This is a genomic window from Bacillus sp. FSL R12-0074, from assembly GCF_038005725.1.
Taxonomy (GTDB): domain Bacteria; phylum Bacillota; class Bacilli; order Bacillales; family Bacillaceae_G; genus Bacillus_A; species Bacillus_A mycoides.
The window spans coordinates 934,031-952,949 of the sequence record NZ_JBBOTR010000001.1; the positions used below are offsets into that span (position 1 = coordinate 934,031).

At 37.5% G+C, this 18,919-nt stretch carries 18 protein-coding genes; 15 read left to right on the forward strand and 3 right to left on the reverse strand.

The window, feature by feature from the left end:
- Positions 1-262 precede the first annotated feature (262 nt).
- The 3 genes from NSS97_RS04730 (at position 263) to NSS97_RS04740 (ending at position 4,236) form a co-directional block, all read left to right on the forward strand.
- Positions 263-1,312 carry a M42 family metallopeptidase gene (locus NSS97_RS04730; RefSeq protein WP_341111736.1) on the forward strand — a complete coding sequence of 350 codons (1,050 nt, stop codon included), beginning with the start codon at positions 263-265 and terminating at the stop codon, positions 1,310-1,312.
- A gap of 219 nt (positions 1,313-1,531) precedes the next feature.
- A complete protein-coding gene (locus NSS97_RS04735) occupies positions 1,532-3,121 on the forward strand; it encodes an N-acetylmuramoyl-L-alanine amidase (RefSeq protein ID WP_107887907.1) in 1,590 nt (529 codons plus the stop codon).
- A 161-nt stretch (positions 3,122-3,282) separates the two neighbouring features.
- Positions 3,283-4,236 (forward strand): TRM11 family SAM-dependent methyltransferase, encoded by a 954-nt coding sequence (locus NSS97_RS04740; RefSeq protein WP_044438513.1) that lies wholly within the window; start codon positions 3,283-3,285, stop codon positions 4,234-4,236.
- Positions 4,237-4,437: 201 nt separating this feature from the next.
- Here NSS97_RS04740 and NSS97_RS04745 read toward each other — a convergent pair whose 3' ends face one another.
- Positions 4,438-4,938 carry a DinB family protein gene (locus NSS97_RS04745; protein ID WP_001273686.1) on the reverse strand — a complete coding sequence of 167 codons (501 nt, stop codon included), beginning with the start codon at positions 4,936-4,938 and terminating at the stop codon, positions 4,438-4,440.
- A 462-nt stretch (positions 4,939-5,400) separates the two neighbouring features.
- Positions 5,401-5,547, reverse strand: a complete 147-nt coding sequence (locus NSS97_RS04750) for a YflJ family protein (protein ID WP_002010895.1) — start codon at positions 5,545-5,547, stop codon at positions 5,401-5,403.
- A 308-nt stretch (positions 5,548-5,855) separates the two neighbouring features.
- Here NSS97_RS04750 and NSS97_RS04755 point away from each other — a divergent pair, with 308 nt between their 5' ends.
- The 7 genes from NSS97_RS04755 (at position 5,856) to NSS97_RS04785 (ending at position 12,575) form a co-directional block, all read left to right on the forward strand.
- A complete protein-coding gene (locus NSS97_RS04755; protein ID WP_001225455.1) occupies positions 5,856-6,209 on the forward strand; it encodes a DUF3870 domain-containing protein in 354 nt (117 codons plus the stop codon).
- A gap of 501 nt (positions 6,210-6,710) precedes the next feature.
- Positions 6,711-7,649: a glutarate dioxygenase GlaH gene (gene glaH / locus NSS97_RS04760; RefSeq protein ID WP_107887908.1), complete on the forward strand. Its 939-nt coding sequence runs from the start codon at positions 6,711-6,713 to the stop codon at positions 7,647-7,649.
- Between the two features lie 58 nt (positions 7,650-7,707).
- Positions 7,708-8,910: an L-2-hydroxyglutarate oxidase gene (gene lhgO, locus NSS97_RS04765; protein WP_107887909.1), complete on the forward strand. Its 1,203-nt coding sequence runs from the start codon at positions 7,708-7,710 to the stop codon at positions 8,908-8,910.
- 240 nt (positions 8,911-9,150) lie between these two features.
- Complete coding sequence (locus NSS97_RS04770) at positions 9,151-9,612, forward strand: VOC family protein (RefSeq protein WP_002125581.1); 462 nt, start codon at positions 9,151-9,153, stop codon at positions 9,610-9,612.
- Between the two features lie 254 nt (positions 9,613-9,866).
- A complete protein-coding gene (locus NSS97_RS04775; RefSeq protein WP_107887910.1) occupies positions 9,867-10,919 on the forward strand; it encodes a proline racemase family protein in 1,053 nt (350 codons plus the stop codon).
- Between the two features lie 19 nt (positions 10,920-10,938).
- A complete protein-coding gene (locus tag NSS97_RS04780; RefSeq protein ID WP_044438528.1) occupies positions 10,939-11,916 on the forward strand; it encodes an ornithine cyclodeaminase family protein in 978 nt (325 codons plus the stop codon).
- A gap of 146 nt (positions 11,917-12,062) precedes the next feature.
- Complete coding sequence (locus NSS97_RS04785; protein WP_107887911.1) at positions 12,063-12,575, forward strand: protein kinase; 513 nt, start codon at positions 12,063-12,065, stop codon at positions 12,573-12,575.
- Positions 12,576-12,683: 108 nt separating this feature from the next.
- Here NSS97_RS04785 and NSS97_RS04790 read toward each other — a convergent pair whose 3' ends face one another.
- Complete coding sequence (locus NSS97_RS04790; RefSeq protein ID WP_341111746.1) at positions 12,684-13,022, reverse strand: hypothetical protein; 339 nt, start codon at positions 13,020-13,022, stop codon at positions 12,684-12,686.
- 318 nt (positions 13,023-13,340) lie between these two features.
- On the opposite strand from NSS97_RS04790, the gene NSS97_RS04795 reads away from it, so the two are divergent.
- From NSS97_RS04795 to NSS97_RS04815, 5 genes are all read left to right on the forward strand, one after another.
- On the forward strand, positions 13,341-14,930 hold the full coding sequence (locus NSS97_RS04795) for an ABC transporter substrate-binding protein (RefSeq protein WP_016101720.1): 1,590 nt from the start codon (positions 13,341-13,343) through the stop codon (positions 14,928-14,930).
- A 122-nt stretch (positions 14,931-15,052) separates the two neighbouring features.
- Positions 15,053-16,003, forward strand: a complete 951-nt coding sequence (locus tag NSS97_RS04800; protein ID WP_002035186.1) for an ABC transporter permease — start codon at positions 15,053-15,055, stop codon at positions 16,001-16,003.
- A gap of 4 nt (positions 16,004-16,007) precedes the next feature.
- Entirely contained in the window at positions 16,008-16,859 is an 852-nt protein-coding gene (locus NSS97_RS04805; protein WP_002035185.1) for an ABC transporter permease, read from the forward strand.
- Between the two features lie 27 nt (positions 16,860-16,886).
- Positions 16,887-17,879 (forward strand): ABC transporter ATP-binding protein, encoded by a 993-nt coding sequence (locus tag NSS97_RS04810; protein WP_016119684.1) that lies wholly within the window; start codon positions 16,887-16,889, stop codon positions 17,877-17,879.
- On the forward strand, positions 17,872-18,843 hold the full coding sequence (locus NSS97_RS04815) for an ABC transporter ATP-binding protein (protein ID WP_341111749.1): 972 nt from the start codon (positions 17,872-17,874) through the stop codon (positions 18,841-18,843). Before NSS97_RS04810 ends, NSS97_RS04815 begins: the two co-directional genes overlap by 8 nt.
- Positions 18,844-18,919 lie beyond the last annotated feature (76 nt).

An 18,919-nucleotide genomic window follows, 5' to 3' on the forward strand; every position in this document is an offset into this window, starting at 1 on the left:
TGCGGGCAGTAAGACCCCCAACTCAAAATTTGGCGAATGCGAGGGAGTCGGGCTGCCCGTAAAAGCCCGATTGATGCGGGCTGATTAAAGTTTCACTTTATAGAAAAAGCACAGTGTTAATGGAGATAATGCGGTGCTTTTTTGTCATTGAGATTAGGATAAAGTGAATTTTATTATAATTTAGAAAATTAAACTATATGAGTAGAGGTTTTATCGTAATTTCGCTATACTGAATAGTAGAGAAAATGAGGAGGAAACGACAATGGCACATCATACGAAAGAAACGATGGAACTTATTAAGGAGCTTGTCTCTATTCCAAGTCCATCTGGAAACACGGCGAAAATTATTAGTTTTATTGAAAACTATGTAAGTGAGTGGAATGTAGAGACGAAGCGTAATAATAAAGGTGCTCTTATTTTAACAGTTAAAGGAAAGAATGATGAGCAGCATCGTTTATTAACTGCACACGTTGATACGTTAGGTGCGATGGTGAAAGAAATTAAGCCTGACGGTCGTCTTCGTCTATCTATGATTGGTGGATTTCGCTGGAACTCTGTAGAAGGGGAATATTGCGAAATTGAAACGTCAAGCGGTAAGAAATATACAGGCACAATTTTAATGCATCAAACTTCTGTCCATGTGTACAAAGATGCAGGGGAAGCGAAGCGCGATGAGAAAAATATTGAAGTGCGTATTGATGAACGTGTCTTTTCAGCAGATGAAGTACGTGAGTTAGGAATTGAAGTAGGAGACTTCGTTTCATTTGATCCACGCGTTCAAATTACAGAGAGTGGATACATAAAATCACGTCATTTAGACGATAAAGTAAGTGTAGCAATTCTATTAAAATTAATTAAAAGATTGCAAGGTGAAAAGGTAACATTGCCATATACAACACATTTCTTAATTTCTAATAATGAAGAAATTGGATACGGTGGAAACTCAAATATCCCAGAAGAAACGGTAGAATATTTAGCAGTTGATATGGGAGCGTTAGGTGATGGACAAGCATCTGATGAATATACGGTATCCATTTGTGCGAAAGACTCTAGCGGTCCATACCATTACGCTTTACGTAAGCATTTAGTTGAACTGGCGAAAGCGAACGCTATTGAATATAAAGTGGATATTTATCCATACTACGGATCAGACGCATCAGCTGCGATTCGCGCCGGATTTGATGTGAAACATGCGTTAATTGGAGCTGGTATTGATTCTTCTCACGCATTTGAGCGTACGCACGAAAGCTCGATTGCACATACAGAAGCACTTGTTTATGCATATGTGTTATCAGAAATGATAGTAGAATAGTGAGAGGGTGGTTGATTCTATGAATCAACCACTTTTTTGTGTATAAAAAATACTCTAAGTGTATTTTATTTTACAATATTAAGAAAGTAGGTTTACTACAGAATTCTAGTATTATAGAATGATAGAGGCGCACTAATTTTTTTTGTCCGGATTTATTATGATTTGCATATTAAGATTACGCGTTATTATAAATGATTTTTGAGAGGAGTATTATTATTTATGAAGTATCGTGCAGTCGCGGCTGGTATTTTAGCCGCAAGTTTATTATCATCTCCAGTAAGTAGTTTCGCAGCAGGGAAAAAGTTTTCGGATGTTCCTACATGGGCGCAGGAATCGGTTGACTATTTAGTAGGGAAAAAAGCGCTTGATGGAAAACCAGACGGAACTTTTTCTCCATCTGAAGCAGTAGATAAAGGATCAGCTGCAAAAATATTAGCAGTCGTTCTTGGTTTACCAATTGATCCAAAAGCGAAACCATCTTTTAAAGATTCGCAAACTCATTGGGCAGCACCATATATTGCTGCGGTAGAAAAAGCAGGTGTAATTAGTGGAGATGGTACTGGGAAATTCAATCCATCAAGCCAAATTAACCGTGCATCTATGGCATCTATGCTTGTACAAGCATATTCATTAGATAAGAAAATTATTGGAGAACTTCCAACACAGTTTAAAGATTTGGAACCTCATTGGGGTAAGAAACAAGCTAATATTTTAGTAGCTTTAGAGATTTCAATGGGTACAGGAAATGGTTGGAAGCCTGATGGTACTGTAAGTCGTGCTGAAGCAGCTCAGTTCATCGCGATGGCAGATAAAAATAAAACAAATACATCGAAAAGAATGTATATGAATAGAAACTTTATTACATATCATCAAGCATCGTTATCATCTGGTATTACTGACGTTCAACATAAGCCACAAATGATTGAAGTGAAAGAGCAAAGAGCGGACGGTTGGTTGAAGGTTGTAACGAGTAAAGGTGAGAAGTGGACACCATTACAAGAAAAAACAGAGTCTATTAATCAAGAATTCACTACATATCAAGAAGCTTCACATACGTCTACAGTGGCAGGCACACATAAAGCACAACAAGTAACTGTTATTGAAGAAAAAGATAGCTGGATTCGTATCCGTATGGGGGCTGGTTTCCAATGGGTGGATAAAAATCAATTAAACCCAGTGAAGCAAGGTAACTTCCTAGAAGGTAAAGCGATTATTATTGATCCAGGTCATGGTGGAATTGATTCGGGGAACCCTGGTTATTATGAGAAAGAAAGTAAAACCGTATTAGATGTATCATTACGATTACAGAAAATATTTGAGAAAAAGACACCGTTTACTGTGTTGTTAACTCGTGAGAATGATACACGTCCAGGAAACACTGCAGCTGAGTCTTTACAAAAACGTGTAGAATTTGCTCAGGCAAATAAAGGTGATATTTTTGTAAGTATTCATGGTAATGGTACGGATAGTAAACAAGGACAAGGTACAGAAACATTCTACTATGAATCAGCGACAGCAAGAGGGACAAACCCGAATGTATCAGAAAGTCGTTTATTAGCAGAGAAAATTCAAGAGCGTCTTGTAGATGCACTTGGAACAAAAGATCGCGGTGTGAAGAAAGGCGATTTATATGTAATTAGAGAAAATACGATGCCAGCTGTATTAGCAGAATTAGCATTTGTAGATAATAAAAGCGATGCTGATAAAATTGCTAAACCAGAACAGAGACAAAGTGCAGCAGAAGCTATTTATCAAGGTATTTTAGATTACTACGAAGCAATGGGTAACAACGTATCTTCTTTCCGTTAATGAATAAAAGAGATTGCCATAGGCAGTCTCTTTTTATTTATAAAACAAATTATAAAGGTTTCTCTTTATTTCGGGCATATGATATCATTTAATTTTATATGAAAAAAGTATTTGAGTAATTTTGATCATAACAATTTTAAACGATAAAGGATGATAATAGATTGAGTAATCATAGTAAAACACCTGCATGTATATATACGTATGCATTTCGCGAAGAGGAGCGTGCTTTATGTTACTTGGAAATGCGCTCGTTCTTTGGAATGGAGTCTCACGTTAATATTTTAAAAAGTGAAGTCAAGATTGCTCCGAGTAGAAGTCCGTTTATTAAAGAGCGCGTCGAGGTTATGTATGAAGGGGACGACTTAGAAAGCATTTTAGAACAAGTGGAACAAATTGATTTAGCGGGAGCGACATTCAAAGTTATCTTCGTTAAAATCAATGATCTTGGTAAAGAAAATAAAATTGAATATGGAGAAAGACGCCTTATTGAACGAGACCTCGGTATGCATATTGAAGGAGAAGCGGATGTTCGTAATCCAGAGCGTGTATTCGGGATTGTTCCTCTTGGAGGACGCTGGTACTTCGGACACTATGTAGAAAGTGATCCAGTTTGGTATCATCACATAAAAAAACCGCATAGCTATTCGACATCACTGAGCACACGTGTTGCTAGAGCTGTCGCAAATATCGCTGTACCAAACCCAGAGGGAGTACGAGCGATTGACCCGTGCTGCGGAATTGGAACAGTAGTAGTAGAAGCACTTTCTATGGGAATTAACATCGTTGGTAGAGATATTAATCCACTTGTAGTTCTTGGAACGAGAAAAAACATCGTACATTTCGGGTTTGAAGGAACAGTAACAAAAGGTCCAATTGAAGAAATTACTGAGAACTACGACGTTGCAATTATCGATATGCCCTACGACTTATTTACGCATGCAACACCAGAAGACCAGTTCTCCATTCTTTCAAGCGCGCGCCGCATCGCTAAAAAGGTAGTCGTTGTCACGATGGAAACAATGGACGACATGATCCATGAAGCAGGATTTGAAATTGCAGATCGCTGTATCACAAGAAAAGGATCATTTTCTAGACAAATTCTTGTTTGTGAATAGGAAAGGTCACCCGTTTATTAAATTAATAAATTACAGGATAGTTAGTCCATTATGAGGCTGATTATCCTTTTTTATTTAACAACAAATACAAAAACTCCATTTTGAATAAAGATTGATCAAAATGGAGTTACCCTTTTTAGCTAAGTATGAGATTTTTATAAAAAAGTTTGATTATTTTACTGAGCCTTAATGAATAACATTTCAAGAATACCAATAAAAAGCATAATCAGTCATAACTGAAGAATCACCCAACTGATGTAACATAGCTGAAATATTCCCTCTATGATAGGTTCCATGATTCACAACGTGTAAGACCATTTCAGATATACTTGTTTCTCTTAATCCTGCCCATGGATTATCCAACATTATTCTCTTTTCCATATCTTCCTGTCTGTTCAAAAAGGTTTTAAACCGGGATGTTAAAGTATGAAATTCCGTTTCTAAGTCTTCAATGGGCAGTTTCTCAATCTTTTCTTGAATTTGAAATGAAGATTGCATTGCTTCATTCATACTCTGCCCCTCAAGGGTATGAAGCCATCCATATTCCACCAAATAGAGATGAGATAAAACCTTTGAAACAGAAGAAAAGACACTTTTCATTTCCTTTTGATATTTCTCAGGAGAAAGTGTCTTAAGATGATCAATAATCCGTTGATTTGCCCATACATGATAGTTATATAGATTTTCTACATGATTTGCCATACAATCGCCTCCTTATCATCACGTTTTTTAATGTTCTTTATCAGAATGAATTATTCCTTTAAATATCATTACTTATTTGATGAGATCTTCAACTAAATGGCCCAATTGTTGAACAAAGGTCAAAGCAATCTTCAACTAACCTGCCCCGTTAGTTGAAGTACATTTCTTCACAATGTTTATCGTTAGATTAACATAAATATCCAACAAGAAAACATCAAACCTCTAAGAAATCTATAGAGGTTTGATGTTTTTAATCAATCTTTTTTACAAAGCTACACTTGTGACAAAAAAGCTTATTTTTTCATTTTGTGGTGATTCTGAATTCTTAAGTTGATGGGCATGCCTGTGTAGGTGACCTTTTTTTGGTTTGTATCAATGTGTGATTAGTTGGTAGTTTAGATGGGAGATTTGACGGGATTTGTTGAATAGACGATATATCTCGAGAGTTGTTTTGTTAGTAAATTACTCTTCTTTCGTTGTCTCTTGTTGTGCGATTAATAAATTGCGTAATACGTGTGCGCGGTAACTTTCTAGTTTTCGTCCTTCATGATAGCGAACACCTAATTTCTTTAGTTCAGCTACGTACCAGCCTTTCGTTCCGTAATACATGAGACCACTTCCTTCTTTCTTTTGAACAGTATATGTGCCTGGGCGAGAGAATTTTCTTGTTTATTCATGAAATTCGCGGAGTTTAATATTGAATATTCAGTTTATTTTGATTATGATTAACTTATTATCGGATGACAGTGATTAGCCTCGCTGTAAGCCCAGATTTATGTTTGAAAATGAAGAGAGTAACTTCTTTCCACTTGAGCTTCTTTAGCAAAAGTACGAGCTATAAGGATAAGGGTAGTAAAATTCAATGCAAATGTGTACATTGTTTTTCTGGCTCTTAACATAGTAATGGAGGATGAAATATGCGTAAAGGGACTTTTTTTATGGCAGGACATTCGAGACTTCCGAAAGGGATGGCTGTTCGCAGTATGTACGAGACACTAACAATTACAATTGAGGCAGATCATAAATATCATGTCATTATTGAAGCGTCATGTACGCTTGCGACAGAGCATGGTAGAGACTTCGTCGCTCAAATGTTGAGAGGACATAGTTTGCAAGATGGTATTGAGGAAATCGTTCAAGATATTACGGACCATTATCAAGGAAAAGCGCAAAATGCTATCGTCAGTGCGGTGAAAGATTTACATCGCCAATATGTAAGTTATTTAAATGATGAACAGCCCAGGGGAGAGTACGAGGAAACAACACCATAAAAACTATCTAGTTTACAACCATAAACGAGAGCCAGTTGTATTTCTTTTAAAGAGATATGACTGGCTTATTTTATTGAGGAGGCAAGAACTATGAAAAAGTTAAATGAAGTGTAAGTTGTAAAACAAGAGATGAAAATAAGAGGGTGCGTAGAAAGTAGTAGAGAAAATAATAAAAAACGAATTGACAGTTAGAATATTTTGAATTATTATTTAATTAATAAGATCCATACGAGAAATTAGCCTTCTCTATATTCGATCTTGCTTTCCTGTTTTACAAATATTTTCATACAAACTGTCTATTATTATTGTACTTTAAGAGATTAAAGAACACTCGTAATTATGAGCCAGTTGTACGTTTCTACGATTTTATGTCGTGGATGCGTATGACTGGCTTTTTCGATGTTAGGGCAGTAAGACCGAATCTCAGCATAAGAAGACAAGGATAACTGTCTGTAAAAAACGTCAATAAGTTCTTCATATTTAAATTAGGGAGGAATTGAAATGTCGATTATTACAGAACAAAGTACGAAGATGAAATTTGCAAAGAAATATGAGGGGTATGAAATTGCTCCTCATCCAGAGCATAAGCGTTTATACCATATTGTGTTAAATCAGCAATTGCTTAAGCAGTTTTTTAAAGAGGTAAAAGAGCATTCAGAGCAGTCATTACAATACATTCCTTATTCTCGGTTTAATCTTGCGGATGGAATGAGAAAGATTTTTGGGCAATCATTTATGGATAACATTCGCGGCATTGTTCATGACCGTGAAACGGGCGGATTTACAATTGGGGTACAAGGTGAAACGTCAGATCCAGCAGACTACGTGAAATTTGCAACAGCATTAACACATTTAATCGGGGAGCCAAACTTTGATGCAATGACAGGAACGTATTATGCTAGATTTAATGTGAAAGATACGGATAGTAGTGATTCTTACCTTCGTCAAGCGTACCGATTGTTTACACTTCATACAGACGGTACATTCGTTGATGAACCGACAGATTGGCTTCTTATGATGAAAATTGAAGAGCAAAATGCAGTAGGAGGAGAATCCCGTTTACTACATTTAGACGATTGGGAAGATCTTCAGAAATTTAGAAATCATTCGCTCGCATCTGTTAAGGTTACGTATAAAGCACCACCAAGTAAAAATGCGCAAGAAATCGTCTATCGTGAAACATTTTTTGATGTGAATAACGCACCATGTATTTGTTTTATTGATCAGTTTGCCTATCCAGATAATATTGAACAAGCAAACTATTTGAAAGACTTATCATATTCTGTTGAAAACTCACCAGCAACACATGCATTGAAATTACCAATTGGTGACTTAGTTCTTTTAAACAACTTATTTTGGATGCACGGAAGAGCTGCATTTGAAAAAAATAAAGATTTATATAGAGAACTAATGCGTCAACGTGGTTGTTTTTCTAAATAAGTTTGTATGGCGGGTCTTAAAAAAGGCCTGCCTTTCATCATATTAAGGGGGAAGTAGGATGTGTGACTTTATAATTATTGGCGGAGGAATTGTTGGCCTTTCAACGGGAATGGCTTTAACGAAAAAATTCCCTCGTGCGAAAATCGCGATCATTGAAAAAGAAAAGGAACTTGCACATCATCAAACTGGACATAATAGCGGAGTAATTCATTCTGGAATTTATTATAAACCAGGGAGTTATAAAGCGAAGTTTGCCAAAGAAGGAAATGCAGCTATGGTTCAATTTTGTAAAGAAAATGACATCGCTTATGACATGTGCGGAAAAGTAATTGTCGCTACAGAAAAGGACGAACTTCCTCTTTTACATAACTTATATGAAAGGGGCTTACAAAACGATTTACATATTGAAAAAATAGGTAAGGAAGAATTAGCTGAAATTGAACCTCATGTAAAGGGACTAGGAGCAATCCGTGTTCCTTCTTGCGGAATTGCTGATTATAAAGGAGTAAGCTATGCATTCGCTCGCTTAATTCAAGAAAGCGGCGGAGAAGTACATTTAGGAACAGCCGCAGAGCGCATTACTGAGAAGAAAGACGCCGTAACAATTGAGACGAATCAAGGTGTATTTAAAACGAAATTTCTCATTAACTGCGCTGGATTACATAGTGATCGTATTGCGAAAAAGACAGGTATATTAACAGATATGAAAATAGTTCCGTTCCGCGGTGAATATTACGAACTTGTCCCAGAAAAACGCAATCTCGTCAAACATTTAATTTATCCAGTTCCAAACCCAGAATTCCCGTTTTTAGGTGTTCATTTCACAAGAATGATAAACGGGGATGTACATGCAGGACCAAACGCAGTAGTAAGCTTTAAGCGCGAAGGTTATACGAAAACGGACTTTGATATGAAAGACTTCATGGAAACAATGACATACACAGGCTTTTGGAAAATGGCGATGCCAAATATGAAAGAAGGCATAAAAGAAATGGTGCGCTCATTTAGTAAACAATCATTTTTAAAAAGCTTACAGCGCTTAATACCAGAACTTACAGAGAAAGATATCGTGCCAACCCATGCAGGAGTAAGGGCACAAGCCATTTTATCAAACGGAAATATGGTTGATGACTTTTGTATTATCCCCGGCATCAATTCTCTGCACATTTGCAATGCACCATCTCCAGCCGCAACGGCTAGTATAAAGATTGGTGAGGAGATTGCTAAGCAAGTGCCAGATGTGGTGGCGGTTAGGGTTTGATGGGTCAGGGTGATTTGAGTCATAAATCCGCCTCGTTTTGAAGCGTAATATTACCGTGAATCATGAATTTGAAGAATCCCTTCTCACAAAGTGAAGCTTTAATCAGTGGTAGTTTTTCCTCAGCATTAGGGCTACGAAATTGAAAAATATTTAAAGAAAATACGATATCACTTCTATTTCTAGTTTATTAAAGTAGGCTTTATAGTAAGGATTTCTAAAAATATAAAGGAGGGATATGCTTTGTTTCCAGGTACTTTATATGAAACACATGTTAAAACAAAAAATTTAGAAGTGGCAAAAGAGTTTTATACTAAACTTGGATTATTTCATGCTCGCACTATTGAAGAACGCCGTGTAGCTTTCTTTTGGTTTGATAAAGAAAATAAGAAGGAACAAATGCTGGGCATTTGGGAAGTATCGGAAGAAGCATTCCATACAAGTCACTTTGCATTCAAGGTTAACTATGAAGAAATCATTCATGCAAGAGAATGGCTTCTTAATAAAGGAATAAACCCAAGGGCTGCTTTCGGTCTTGAACCTTCCGAGCCTATGGTTCAAACTTGGACACCTAGTGCAAATCTTTATTTTTATGATCCTGACGGCAATTCTTTAGAATTTCTATGTTTACTTCCTGAAAAGAAAAAAGTAAAACAAGACGTCATGTATTTGAGTGAGTGGGAAAGCTTGGAGAGTGAAGAATAAATTCGATTTTTAACTCAAACCCCGTAAATCTATGGCTTAAATCACCCCCTGAGTTTTCGGGGGATTTTTTTGTTTTAGGGTCAATAATCACCTACTGTATAAAAAAATAGACAGTAGTGTGTATTTTTTAAAAAATGTATACAGATTTATCCCGCATTAACTGCCCGTAAAAGCCCGATTGGTGTGGGCTAATAATCAGTGGGGGATGAAGCCACCCACTGATTAAAGTTTCACTTTATACTCTATGCGTTGGCATGATACTTGCAATGAAAATAGTATTAACATATAGGGGAGAGATAGAAATGAAGGTTAGTAAAATATACACAACAATTGATGCTCACGTAGCTGGGGAACCACTTCGAATCATTACGGGCGGGGTAGCAGAAATAAAAGGAGAAACGCAGCTGGAAAGACGCGCATACTGCATGGAACATTTGGATCATCTTCGTGAGGTTCTTATGTATGAACCGAGAGGACATCACGGAATGTACGGTTGTATCATTACTCCGCCCGCAAGTCCTCATGCTGATTTTGGCGTATTATTTATGCACAATGAAGGCTGGAGTACGATGTGTGGTCACGGAATTATCGCTGTTATTACAGTTGGAATTGAAACAGGTATGTTTGAAGTGACAGGTGAAAAACAAAAATTTATTATTGATAGCCCTGCTGGGGAAGTCATTGCGTACGCAAAATTTAACGGGAGCGAAGTAGAGTCAGTATCATTTGAAAACGTTCCTTCGTTCGTATACAAAAAAGACGTTCCTATCAAAATAGATGACTTTGAATTTCAAGTAGATATCGCGTTTGGCGGAGCTTTTTATGCGGTAGTAGATAGTAAAGAATTTGGTTTGAAAGTCGATTTCAAAGACTTATCTGCTATTCAAGCGTGGGGCAGTAAAATTAAGCACTACATCGAGAGCCAAATGGAAGTAAAACATCCACTTGAAGAAGGGTTAAAAGGAATATACGGCGTTATTTTCTCAGATGAACCGAAAGGGGAAGACGCAACTTTTCGAAATGTAACGATCTTTGCTGATGGGCAAGTGGACCGTTCTCCTTGCGGTACAGGAACTTCCGCAAGAATCGCAACTCTTTTTGAAAAAGATGCGTTACAAAAGGGAGAAATTTTCGTCCACGAATGCATTACTAACGGGAAATTCGAGGGGGAAGTATTGTCGGTAACCGCAGTAGATACATATGAAGCTGTCATTCCGAAAGTAACGGGGAATGCATTTATTACAGGATTTCATCAGTTTGTTGTAGACCCGAGAGATGATTTGAATCGGGGATTTTTGTTAGAGTAGAAGGAGGAGGTGGAAAGATATGCTAGTCATAAGCGCGAACGAACAACGAAACTTAGTAAATATGAAGGAAGTCATTGAATACGCGGCGCTTGCTTTAAAAGAATTTTCAGCAGAAAGAACGATCACACCAATTCGCGGCTCATTACCATTTGCGAACGAGCAAAATACCGCATTAATTATGCCTTCAGTAGCGGAAGGACTCGAAGCGCTCGGTTTAAAAGTAGTAACGGTAGCTCCGCATAATAAAAAGATAGGAAAGAAAACGATAAACGGGATCGTTATGCTATCAGACTTTCAAACGGGAGAACCACTCGCACTTTTAGAAGGATCGTACTTAACGATGATTCGAACAGGCGCCTTATCAGGAGTAGCGACAAAACATTTAGCCCGCCATAACGCAAAAAACTTATGCATTATCGGTACCGGTGAACAAGCGAAAGGAATTGCAGAAGCTGTACTCGCCGTTAGGGATATCGAAAAAATCATTCTATATAACCGAACGGAAGAAAAAGCCTATGCATTCGCGCAATATATACAAGAGAAATTCAATAAACCGGCTTACGTCTACAGGGATCCAAATGAAGCGATAAGCGAAGCAGACATCATCGTCACAACAACAAATGCATCCACACCAGTCTTCTCAGAAAAACTACAAAAAGGCGTCCACATAAACGCCGTCGGTTCATTTAGACCGAGCATGCAAGAACTACCATCTCACGCCATCGCTAACGCAAACAAAGTAGTAGTCGAATCAAAAGAGGCAGCACTAGAAGAAACAGGTGATCTTCAAGTTCCTATAAAAGAAGGATTATTTGAGGCGAGCGACATCCACGCCGAACTTGGTCAGATTATAAGCGGGGAAAAAGCTGGTAGAGAGAATGATGAAGAGATTACTGTTTTTAAATCGGTTGGTTTGGCGGTAGTGGATATTATTGTCGCGAAGTATTTGTATGAGAAAGCGGTGGAGTGTGGAGTGGGTACTACGATTCAGTTGTGAGGCTGCCCTTGGGTGGTCTTTTTGTTTATAATGCGCGTATGCATCTCAATTGTAATGTGTAGTGTTTGCAAAGAAATTATGTGATGTATCATATATTCTGTTAAAATTAAACAAAAATGCATATAAGAAATTGCAGGTGAGAAACCTTGGATTTAGTTCGAAAATTAACTCGTATTTATGGCTTAGGGCTTTGCTGTGGGTTATGGAGTAAAGCTGAAGTAATTCAATGGTGTGATAAATTGATTGAAGCAAGTGACAGTCCGCCATATGAAATAATTGAGATATCCTTAATGTCTAAAGCAAAGATAGATGATATTGAAGGGAAGTTATTTGAGTTTAGTAGCACAGTTGATGAAGAATACACTGTTAAGTTAACTCTTTCCGTCATCCATGAAAAACTAAAAGAACATGAACTGACCATTGAAGAATCAATTAAATGCACCACCAGACTTTTAGTCAACAGGGGGGTGCATTGGGAGGCGGAATACTTTGAATTGTATAGTCTAGACGATAGCTATGACTTAGCTAAAGATGGTATTCATTTTGATTTAAGTCAAGTTATTCATACATATATTGAAATGTTAAGTATTTATAGTAAGTATTTTAGTAGGTTTGAAAAACTGTATTTTAAAGTAATGGGAAATGAATGGAGATTTTAATGTATATCAGTATTTGATTAGCTTTGTTTGTCCCTTATTTTCCAATTGGAGAATAAGGGACAAAGTTTTATGAAGGAGTAAATTTAGATATCAAGTATGCAGATTTTTTTACCATTCTCGCCATTCTTCTGTTATGTCTTCTTCGGACTCTAGGCCAGCTATTCGTGCTGCTGTATCGATAAATTCATAGAAATCTTCTCTTTCCATTGTTTCGATAAAATAGTCATGTTCGTCATTTAATTCATTTATATTAACAACTACTTCTTTAACGACTTGCATTATTTCGACTTCGGTTGGATTCTCACCCAATAGCTCTAAATTGTTAATGTAAGTGTCGAGAACTTTATTTGTTGCACTTATATTTTCTTCAGTGAAAAACTCGCCATCTTCATCATTCTCAATCCATGGGGTTGTGGGTTTGTTTTTTTTCAATTCATCAAATGTCATAAGAGCCTCCTAAAAGTGTTTTTTATCTTTAATCCCATTCTACATTTTCAATTATATATAACAACCATTTCAGAGAAACTTTCTGTAGGCTGCTAGTTTTTCAACTCATTTTACGAGGCTACCTTTTCGTGGTCTTTTTATTTTACCCTCCGCATAAATATATTTTATCGCAAGAATTCATTAATAGATTTCAAACTGTCTATCTTTGCGAAAAAGTTTGACAATACATACGGGTAGTGGTAATTTAAAACCTATAAGAAAACTCGGTATTAATTCCAAGTTTTCTTATAGGTGTAAATAGTCGAGAGGGGTCGAAATATGAAGAAGAAGTTGTTTGCATTACCATTTGTCCTACTATTACTTATTGCATTAGCGGCTTGCTCAGGGGAGAAAGATTCTTCGAAGCAAGCAGGAACTAGTAAATCAGGGACTCCGAAAGATGGAGGAACGTTAACAGTTGGTGTTAGTGATAATCCAGATACGATGAACCCGCTTTATGCGAATGATCGAGTGTCATTAACGATACAGCAAGCTTTATATGCACCGCTGTATCATATGGAAGACGGTAAGAAAAAATTTGTTCTTGCTGAGAGCTTTACGCCTTCAGAGGATCAATTAACATGGACTTTAAAATTAAAGGATAATTTGAAATGGCATGATGGTAAGAAAATTACATCAGATGATATTGTATTTACATTCAAATCTATTCTAGATGAGAAGCAAAATAGTTCAAGCCGTGAAAACTTTATTTTTAAAGGAAAGCCGCTTGAGGTGAAAAAAGTGGATGAGCTAACGACTCAATTTGTATTACCACAAGTAAGTGCATCTTTCGAAGGGGTTATGAACGATTTCTTCCCAATTCCGAAACATGTATTTGAAGGTGAAGCAGATTTAGTGAAGAGTAAGAAAAACCTACAACCTGTAGGATCAGGTCCATTTAAGTTAAAAGAGTTTAAATCAGATGAATATGTTGCGTTAGAGCGATTCGATGATTATTTTGCTGGTAAAGCGAAATTAGATTCTGTCGTGTACCGCGTTGTAAAAGACCGTAATACAGCAAACGTTTCATTGCAAAATGGTCAAATTAATATGAAGATGATCGAACCGCAAGACTTTAAGAAATTAGATAGCACTGGGAACTTCTCAATGGTCACATTCCCTGAAGGTAGATTATTCTACTTAGCTTATAACTTTAATACAGATCTTATGAAGAAAAAAGAAGTGCGCCAAGCAATTGCGCATGCATTAGATAAGAAAGAAATGATTAACTCAGCGTTCGTTTCTAGTCAATTTGCAGAACCGGCAAATTCAATCTTAACGCCAGACGCTATGTATTATGCGAAAGATATTAAAGAGTATAAGTATGATCAAAAAGAAGCGAAAGATTTATTAGCAAAAGCTGGTGTGAAAGATAAAGAAAAAATCCGCGTTATGTATGTAACGAATAATAAAATCATGGAAAGTCTAGCACTTTATACACAGCAAAAATTACAAGAAGTTGGCTTACAAGTTGAACTGAATGCATTAGATGCTAGTGCAGCAAGTGAAAAAGGCTTAGATAAAGAGAATAAAGAATATGACATTACATTTGGTGGTTACATAATGGGACCAGAGCCAGATTCATATAAGAGCTTATTCTTAAGCAATGCGGAATACAATTATGCACGTTATAAAAATGCTGACTTTGATAAGTTATGGGAAGAAGCTGCGGTTGAAACAGATAAAACAAAACGCGCAGAGCTATACCATAAAATCCAAGATACAGCGAGAGAAGACTTACCTTATCTACCAATCGCATATCCGAAAGCAGTTATTGCAGTAGATAAAAAGTTTGATGGGTTAAAAGAAGCAAAAGCAATTCCAGTTACAATGTTTGAAGATCTATCGAAAATTTATGAAGTGAAATAAGAAACTGTAAAGAAGCTGGTGGAAATCAGCTTCTTTATCCCGCTTTAACGGGCTAATAATCAGTGGGGATGGACAAAACCCCCACTGATTAAAGTTTCACTTTATCTTGAGGGGGGAAGTTTGTGTATAAAGTAATTGCAAAGAGGCTTTTAAATGCGATTCCGCTTTTATTTGTTATTTCTATTATTTCTTTTCTATTAATAAAACTAGCGCCGGGCGATCCTGTTCGAAACTTTGTAACGCCGAATATGAGTCCAATTGACGTTGAACGTATTCGCAAAAGTTTAGGACTAGATCAGCCGATTTACGTGCAATATTTTTTATGGTTAAAAAATATTTTAACAGGGAATTTTGGATACTCACTTCAAAACCATCGTCCTGTTTTAGAACTTATTACAGAAAGATTACCCGCAACAATCGGGTTAATGGGATCATCTTTACTCGTCTCATTTGTAATCGCAATACCGCTTGGATTATTTACAGGTGTGAAAAAGAACTCGTTCTTTGACCGCATTGTGAACTTCATCTCCTATGTGGGAATCTCAATGCCAGTCTTTTGGTTCGCGTTACTATTAATCTACTTATTCTCTTTAAAGTTGAACATGCTTCCGAGTATGGGTATGCGCACAGTCGGTCAAGATTCCTTCTGGGATATTGTCCAGCACGGTATTTTACCTTGCATGGTGCTAGCGTTCCAAAACATCTCTGTCTATATGAGATATATTCGCTCAAGTACCATCCAGCAATTAGAGGAAGATTACGTACAAATTCAATATGCGTACGGTGCTTCACAGAAAACAGTTTTATTTAATCACGTACTTCGAAACGTATTAATACCGATCATTACAATTTTCGGATTATCCATTCCAAGTTTAGTAGGCGGAGCGTTCATTACGGAAACAGTATTCTCATGGCCGGGACTTGGTTCACTCGGGGTAAATGCTATTTTTAGATTTGATTATCCAATTATTATGGCAATCACATTATTATCATCGTTCATGTTAATTCTCGGTAATTTAATTGCTGATATTTTATATGGCGTAGTAGATCCGCGCATTCGAATGAGGGGGTGATGGAATGAACAATAGGAGATTTCAAACGATAAAAAATAGTTTTACGAAAAATAAGTTTGTAGTAATGGGAGTTATTATACTGGGTGTTTTAACAATCGCGTCTCTTTTCGCATTCGTATCACCGTACGATCCTAGTAAAATGTCGATTCCAGATCGTTTACAAGAACCGAGTATGAGTCATCCGTTCGGCACAGATGATTACGGAAGGGATTACTTAACGAGAGCGTTATATGGCGGACGAGTTTCCCTTGCTGTTGGTTTTCTAGCGATGGTTGTTTCCATTACAATCGGGACCGCAGTAGGAACAATTAGCGGATATTTTGGCGGAAAGTTAGACAACTTCTTAATGCGAATTGTTGAAGTTCTTATGTCGATTCCATCATTCTTCTTAATGCTGTTATTAAATGCGTATTTAAAACCAGGAATTACAACGCTTGTTCTTATTATCGGATTATTAACGTGGATGGACACCGCGCGTATCGTAAGGGCAGAAACGTTATCTGTAAAAGAGCGTGAATACGTGTTATACGCAAAAGTATCTGGACAAAAATCATTGATGATTATTGTAAGACACATCATTCCGAACATTTTATCAACCATTATAATCGCAGCGACATTAACAATTGCGACATCGATTTTAATGGAATCATCACTTAGCTTCTTAGGATTAGGTATTAGAGAACCAGATTCTTCTTGGGGCAGCATGCTAAATAATGCGCAAGGATACATAGGTGAAGCTTGGTATTTAACACTCTTCCCAGGGTTCCTTATTTTATTAACAGTACTAAGTTTTAACGTAATCGGTGAAGCGTTGAAAAAAGCTTTCGCGCCAAAAGGGGCTCATCATGAGAACTAATGCTTTAAGTGAGGGGGAGTGAAAAGCGTGTCTGAAAAACTATTAGAGGTGAAAAACTTAAAGACTTCTTTTTTCATAGAAGACGGCGAAGTAGAAGCGGTTCGCGGCGTTTCATTTAGCTTGAAAAAGGGTGAAGTCGTTGGGATTGTTGGCGAATCGGGAAGCGGAAAGAGTGTTATGGCGAAATCGGTTATGGCTCTCGTTACGTCGCCAGGGAAAGTGAAAGAAGGAGAGATTCTTTTTCAAAACGAAAACGTGCTTTCTAAATCGGAGAAAGAATTGCGTTCTATTAGAGGAAATCAAATTTCACTCATATCTCAAGATCCAATGTCGGCATTAAACCCAGTTGTGAAAATTGGTAAGCAAATGACGGAAGTAATTATTCGGCATCAAAAAGTGAAAAAGAAAGAAGCACAAAATATCGCGGTCAACTTACTAAAACAAGTCGGTCTTTCTTCACCAGAAGAAAGGGTAAAACAATATCCGCATGAACTAAGCGGCGGTATGAAGCAGCGGGTTATGATCGCAATGGCAATGTCTTGTAATCCAGACCTTCTCATTGCGGACGAACCGACGACTGCGCTTGATGTAACGATACAAGCACAAATACTAGATTTAATGAAAAACTTAAAAAACGAAACGAATATGTCGTTACTTCTTATTACACATGATCTTGGAATTGTTGCGCAAAACTGTACACGCGTCATCGTTATGTACGGCGGACTTATTATGGAAGAAGGACCTGTACTTGATATTTTTCAATCGCCGAATCATCCATACACGAAAGGGTTATTAAACTCTCTGCCAAAAATATCGAACGGAGTAAAAGAAAGACTAGCACCAATTCAAGGTGTGACGCCCAACTTACTACATCCGCCGAAAGGTTGCCCATTCGCAGAGCGTTGCCCGCATAAAATGGACATTTGTGAAAAAGAACGTCCACCATATTTTGAAATCGGAAACGGAAGACGCTCTATGTGCTGGCTAAACGATAGGGCGGTAGGTGATTCCCATGCATGAAGAAAACTTAATTGAAGTTCGGAACTTAAAAAAGTATTTTCCTATTAAAAAAGGACTATTCGGCAGAAAAACAGAGCAATTAAAAGCAGTCGATGACCTAAGCTTCACAATTAAAAAGGGTGAAACATTCGGACTAGTAGGGGAATCAGGCTGCGGGAAATCAACGACAGGAAGAAGTATCATTCGTTTACATGATGTAACGTCAGGTAACATCCTATTCGATGGAAAAGATATCGCGGATCTAAAGGAAAGTGAACTAAAAGAATACAGAAAACGAATGCAAATCATTTTCCAAGACCCATACGCATCATTAAACCCGACAATGAACGTATTCCAAATTATTAGCGAACCGATGAACATTCATGGCTCTTACACAGCCGAAGAAAGAAAAGAAATCATTCTAGACCTTCTCAAAAAAGTAGGACTAAAAGAAGAACACTTATATCGCTACCCGCACGAATTTAGCGGAGGCCAAAGACAGCGCATAAGCATCGCGCGCGCACTATCTGTAAAACCGGACTTTATCCTATGTGATGAACCAATCTCAGCACTAGATGTATCAGTCCAAGCACAAGTCGTAAACATGCTGCAAGATATTCAAGAAGAAACGGGCGTCACATACTTATTCATCGCCCATGACCTATCCATGGTAAGACACATATCAGATAGAATCGGAGTCATGTACTTAGGAAACATAGTAGAAATTGCCGACAGCGAAGACCTATACACAAAACCGGCACATCCATACACACAAGCACTACTCTCATCCATGCCAGAACCAGATCCAACAAACACAGGCAAAGAACGGATCATTCTGCAAGGGGAAGTACCAAGCCCACTCAACTCACCATCCGGCTGCAAATTCAGAACGCGCTGCAAATTCGCCACTGAAAAATGCGCACAGGAAGTACCGAAGATGGTTGAGATTGCGAAGGGGCATGAGGTGGCTTGTCATTGGTTTTAGGGGGGAAAGCATCGGGGGGACCTGGTGCTTTTTTCTTTTGTGTGGGGGTGTGGGATTAGTTGTAGACTAATGGTCA

Coding starts and splice junctions, on each gene's coding strand:
- NSS97_RS04730 (WP_341111736.1), top strand. CDS start 263: ATGGCACATCATACGAAAGAAACGATGGAACTTATTAAGGAGCTTGTC.
- NSS97_RS04735 (WP_107887907.1), top strand. CDS start 1,532: ATGAAGTATCGTGCAGTCGCGGCTGGTATTTTAGCCGCAAGTTTATTA.
- NSS97_RS04745 (WP_001273686.1), bottom strand. CDS start 4,938: ATGGCAAATCATGTAGAAAATCTATATAACTATCATGTATGGGCAAAT.
- NSS97_RS04750 (WP_002010895.1), bottom strand. CDS start 5,547: ATGTATTACGGAACGAAAGGCTGGTACGTAGCTGAACTAAAGAAATTA.
- NSS97_RS04755 (WP_001225455.1), top strand. CDS start 5,856: ATGCGTAAAGGGACTTTTTTTATGGCAGGACATTCGAGACTTCCGAAA.
- glaH (WP_107887908.1), top strand. CDS start 6,711: ATGTCGATTATTACAGAACAAAGTACGAAGATGAAATTTGCAAAGAAA.
- lhgO (WP_107887909.1), top strand. CDS start 7,708: ATGTGTGACTTTATAATTATTGGCGGAGGAATTGTTGGCCTTTCAACG.
- NSS97_RS04775 (WP_107887910.1), top strand. CDS start 9,867: ATGATACTTGCAATGAAAATAGTATTAACATATAGGGGAGAGATAGAA.
- NSS97_RS04780 (WP_044438528.1), top strand. CDS start 10,939: ATGCTAGTCATAAGCGCGAACGAACAACGAAACTTAGTAAATATGAAG.
- NSS97_RS04790 (WP_341111746.1), bottom strand. CDS start 13,022: ATGACATTTGATGAATTGAAAAAAAACAAACCCACAACCCCATGGATT.
- NSS97_RS04795 (WP_016101720.1), top strand. CDS start 13,341: ATGAAGAAGAAGTTGTTTGCATTACCATTTGTCCTACTATTACTTATT.
- NSS97_RS04805 (WP_002035185.1), top strand. CDS start 16,008: ATGAACAATAGGAGATTTCAAACGATAAAAAATAGTTTTACGAAAAAT.
- NSS97_RS04815 (WP_341111749.1), top strand. CDS start 17,872: ATGCATGAAGAAAACTTAATTGAAGTTCGGAACTTAAAAAAGTATTTT.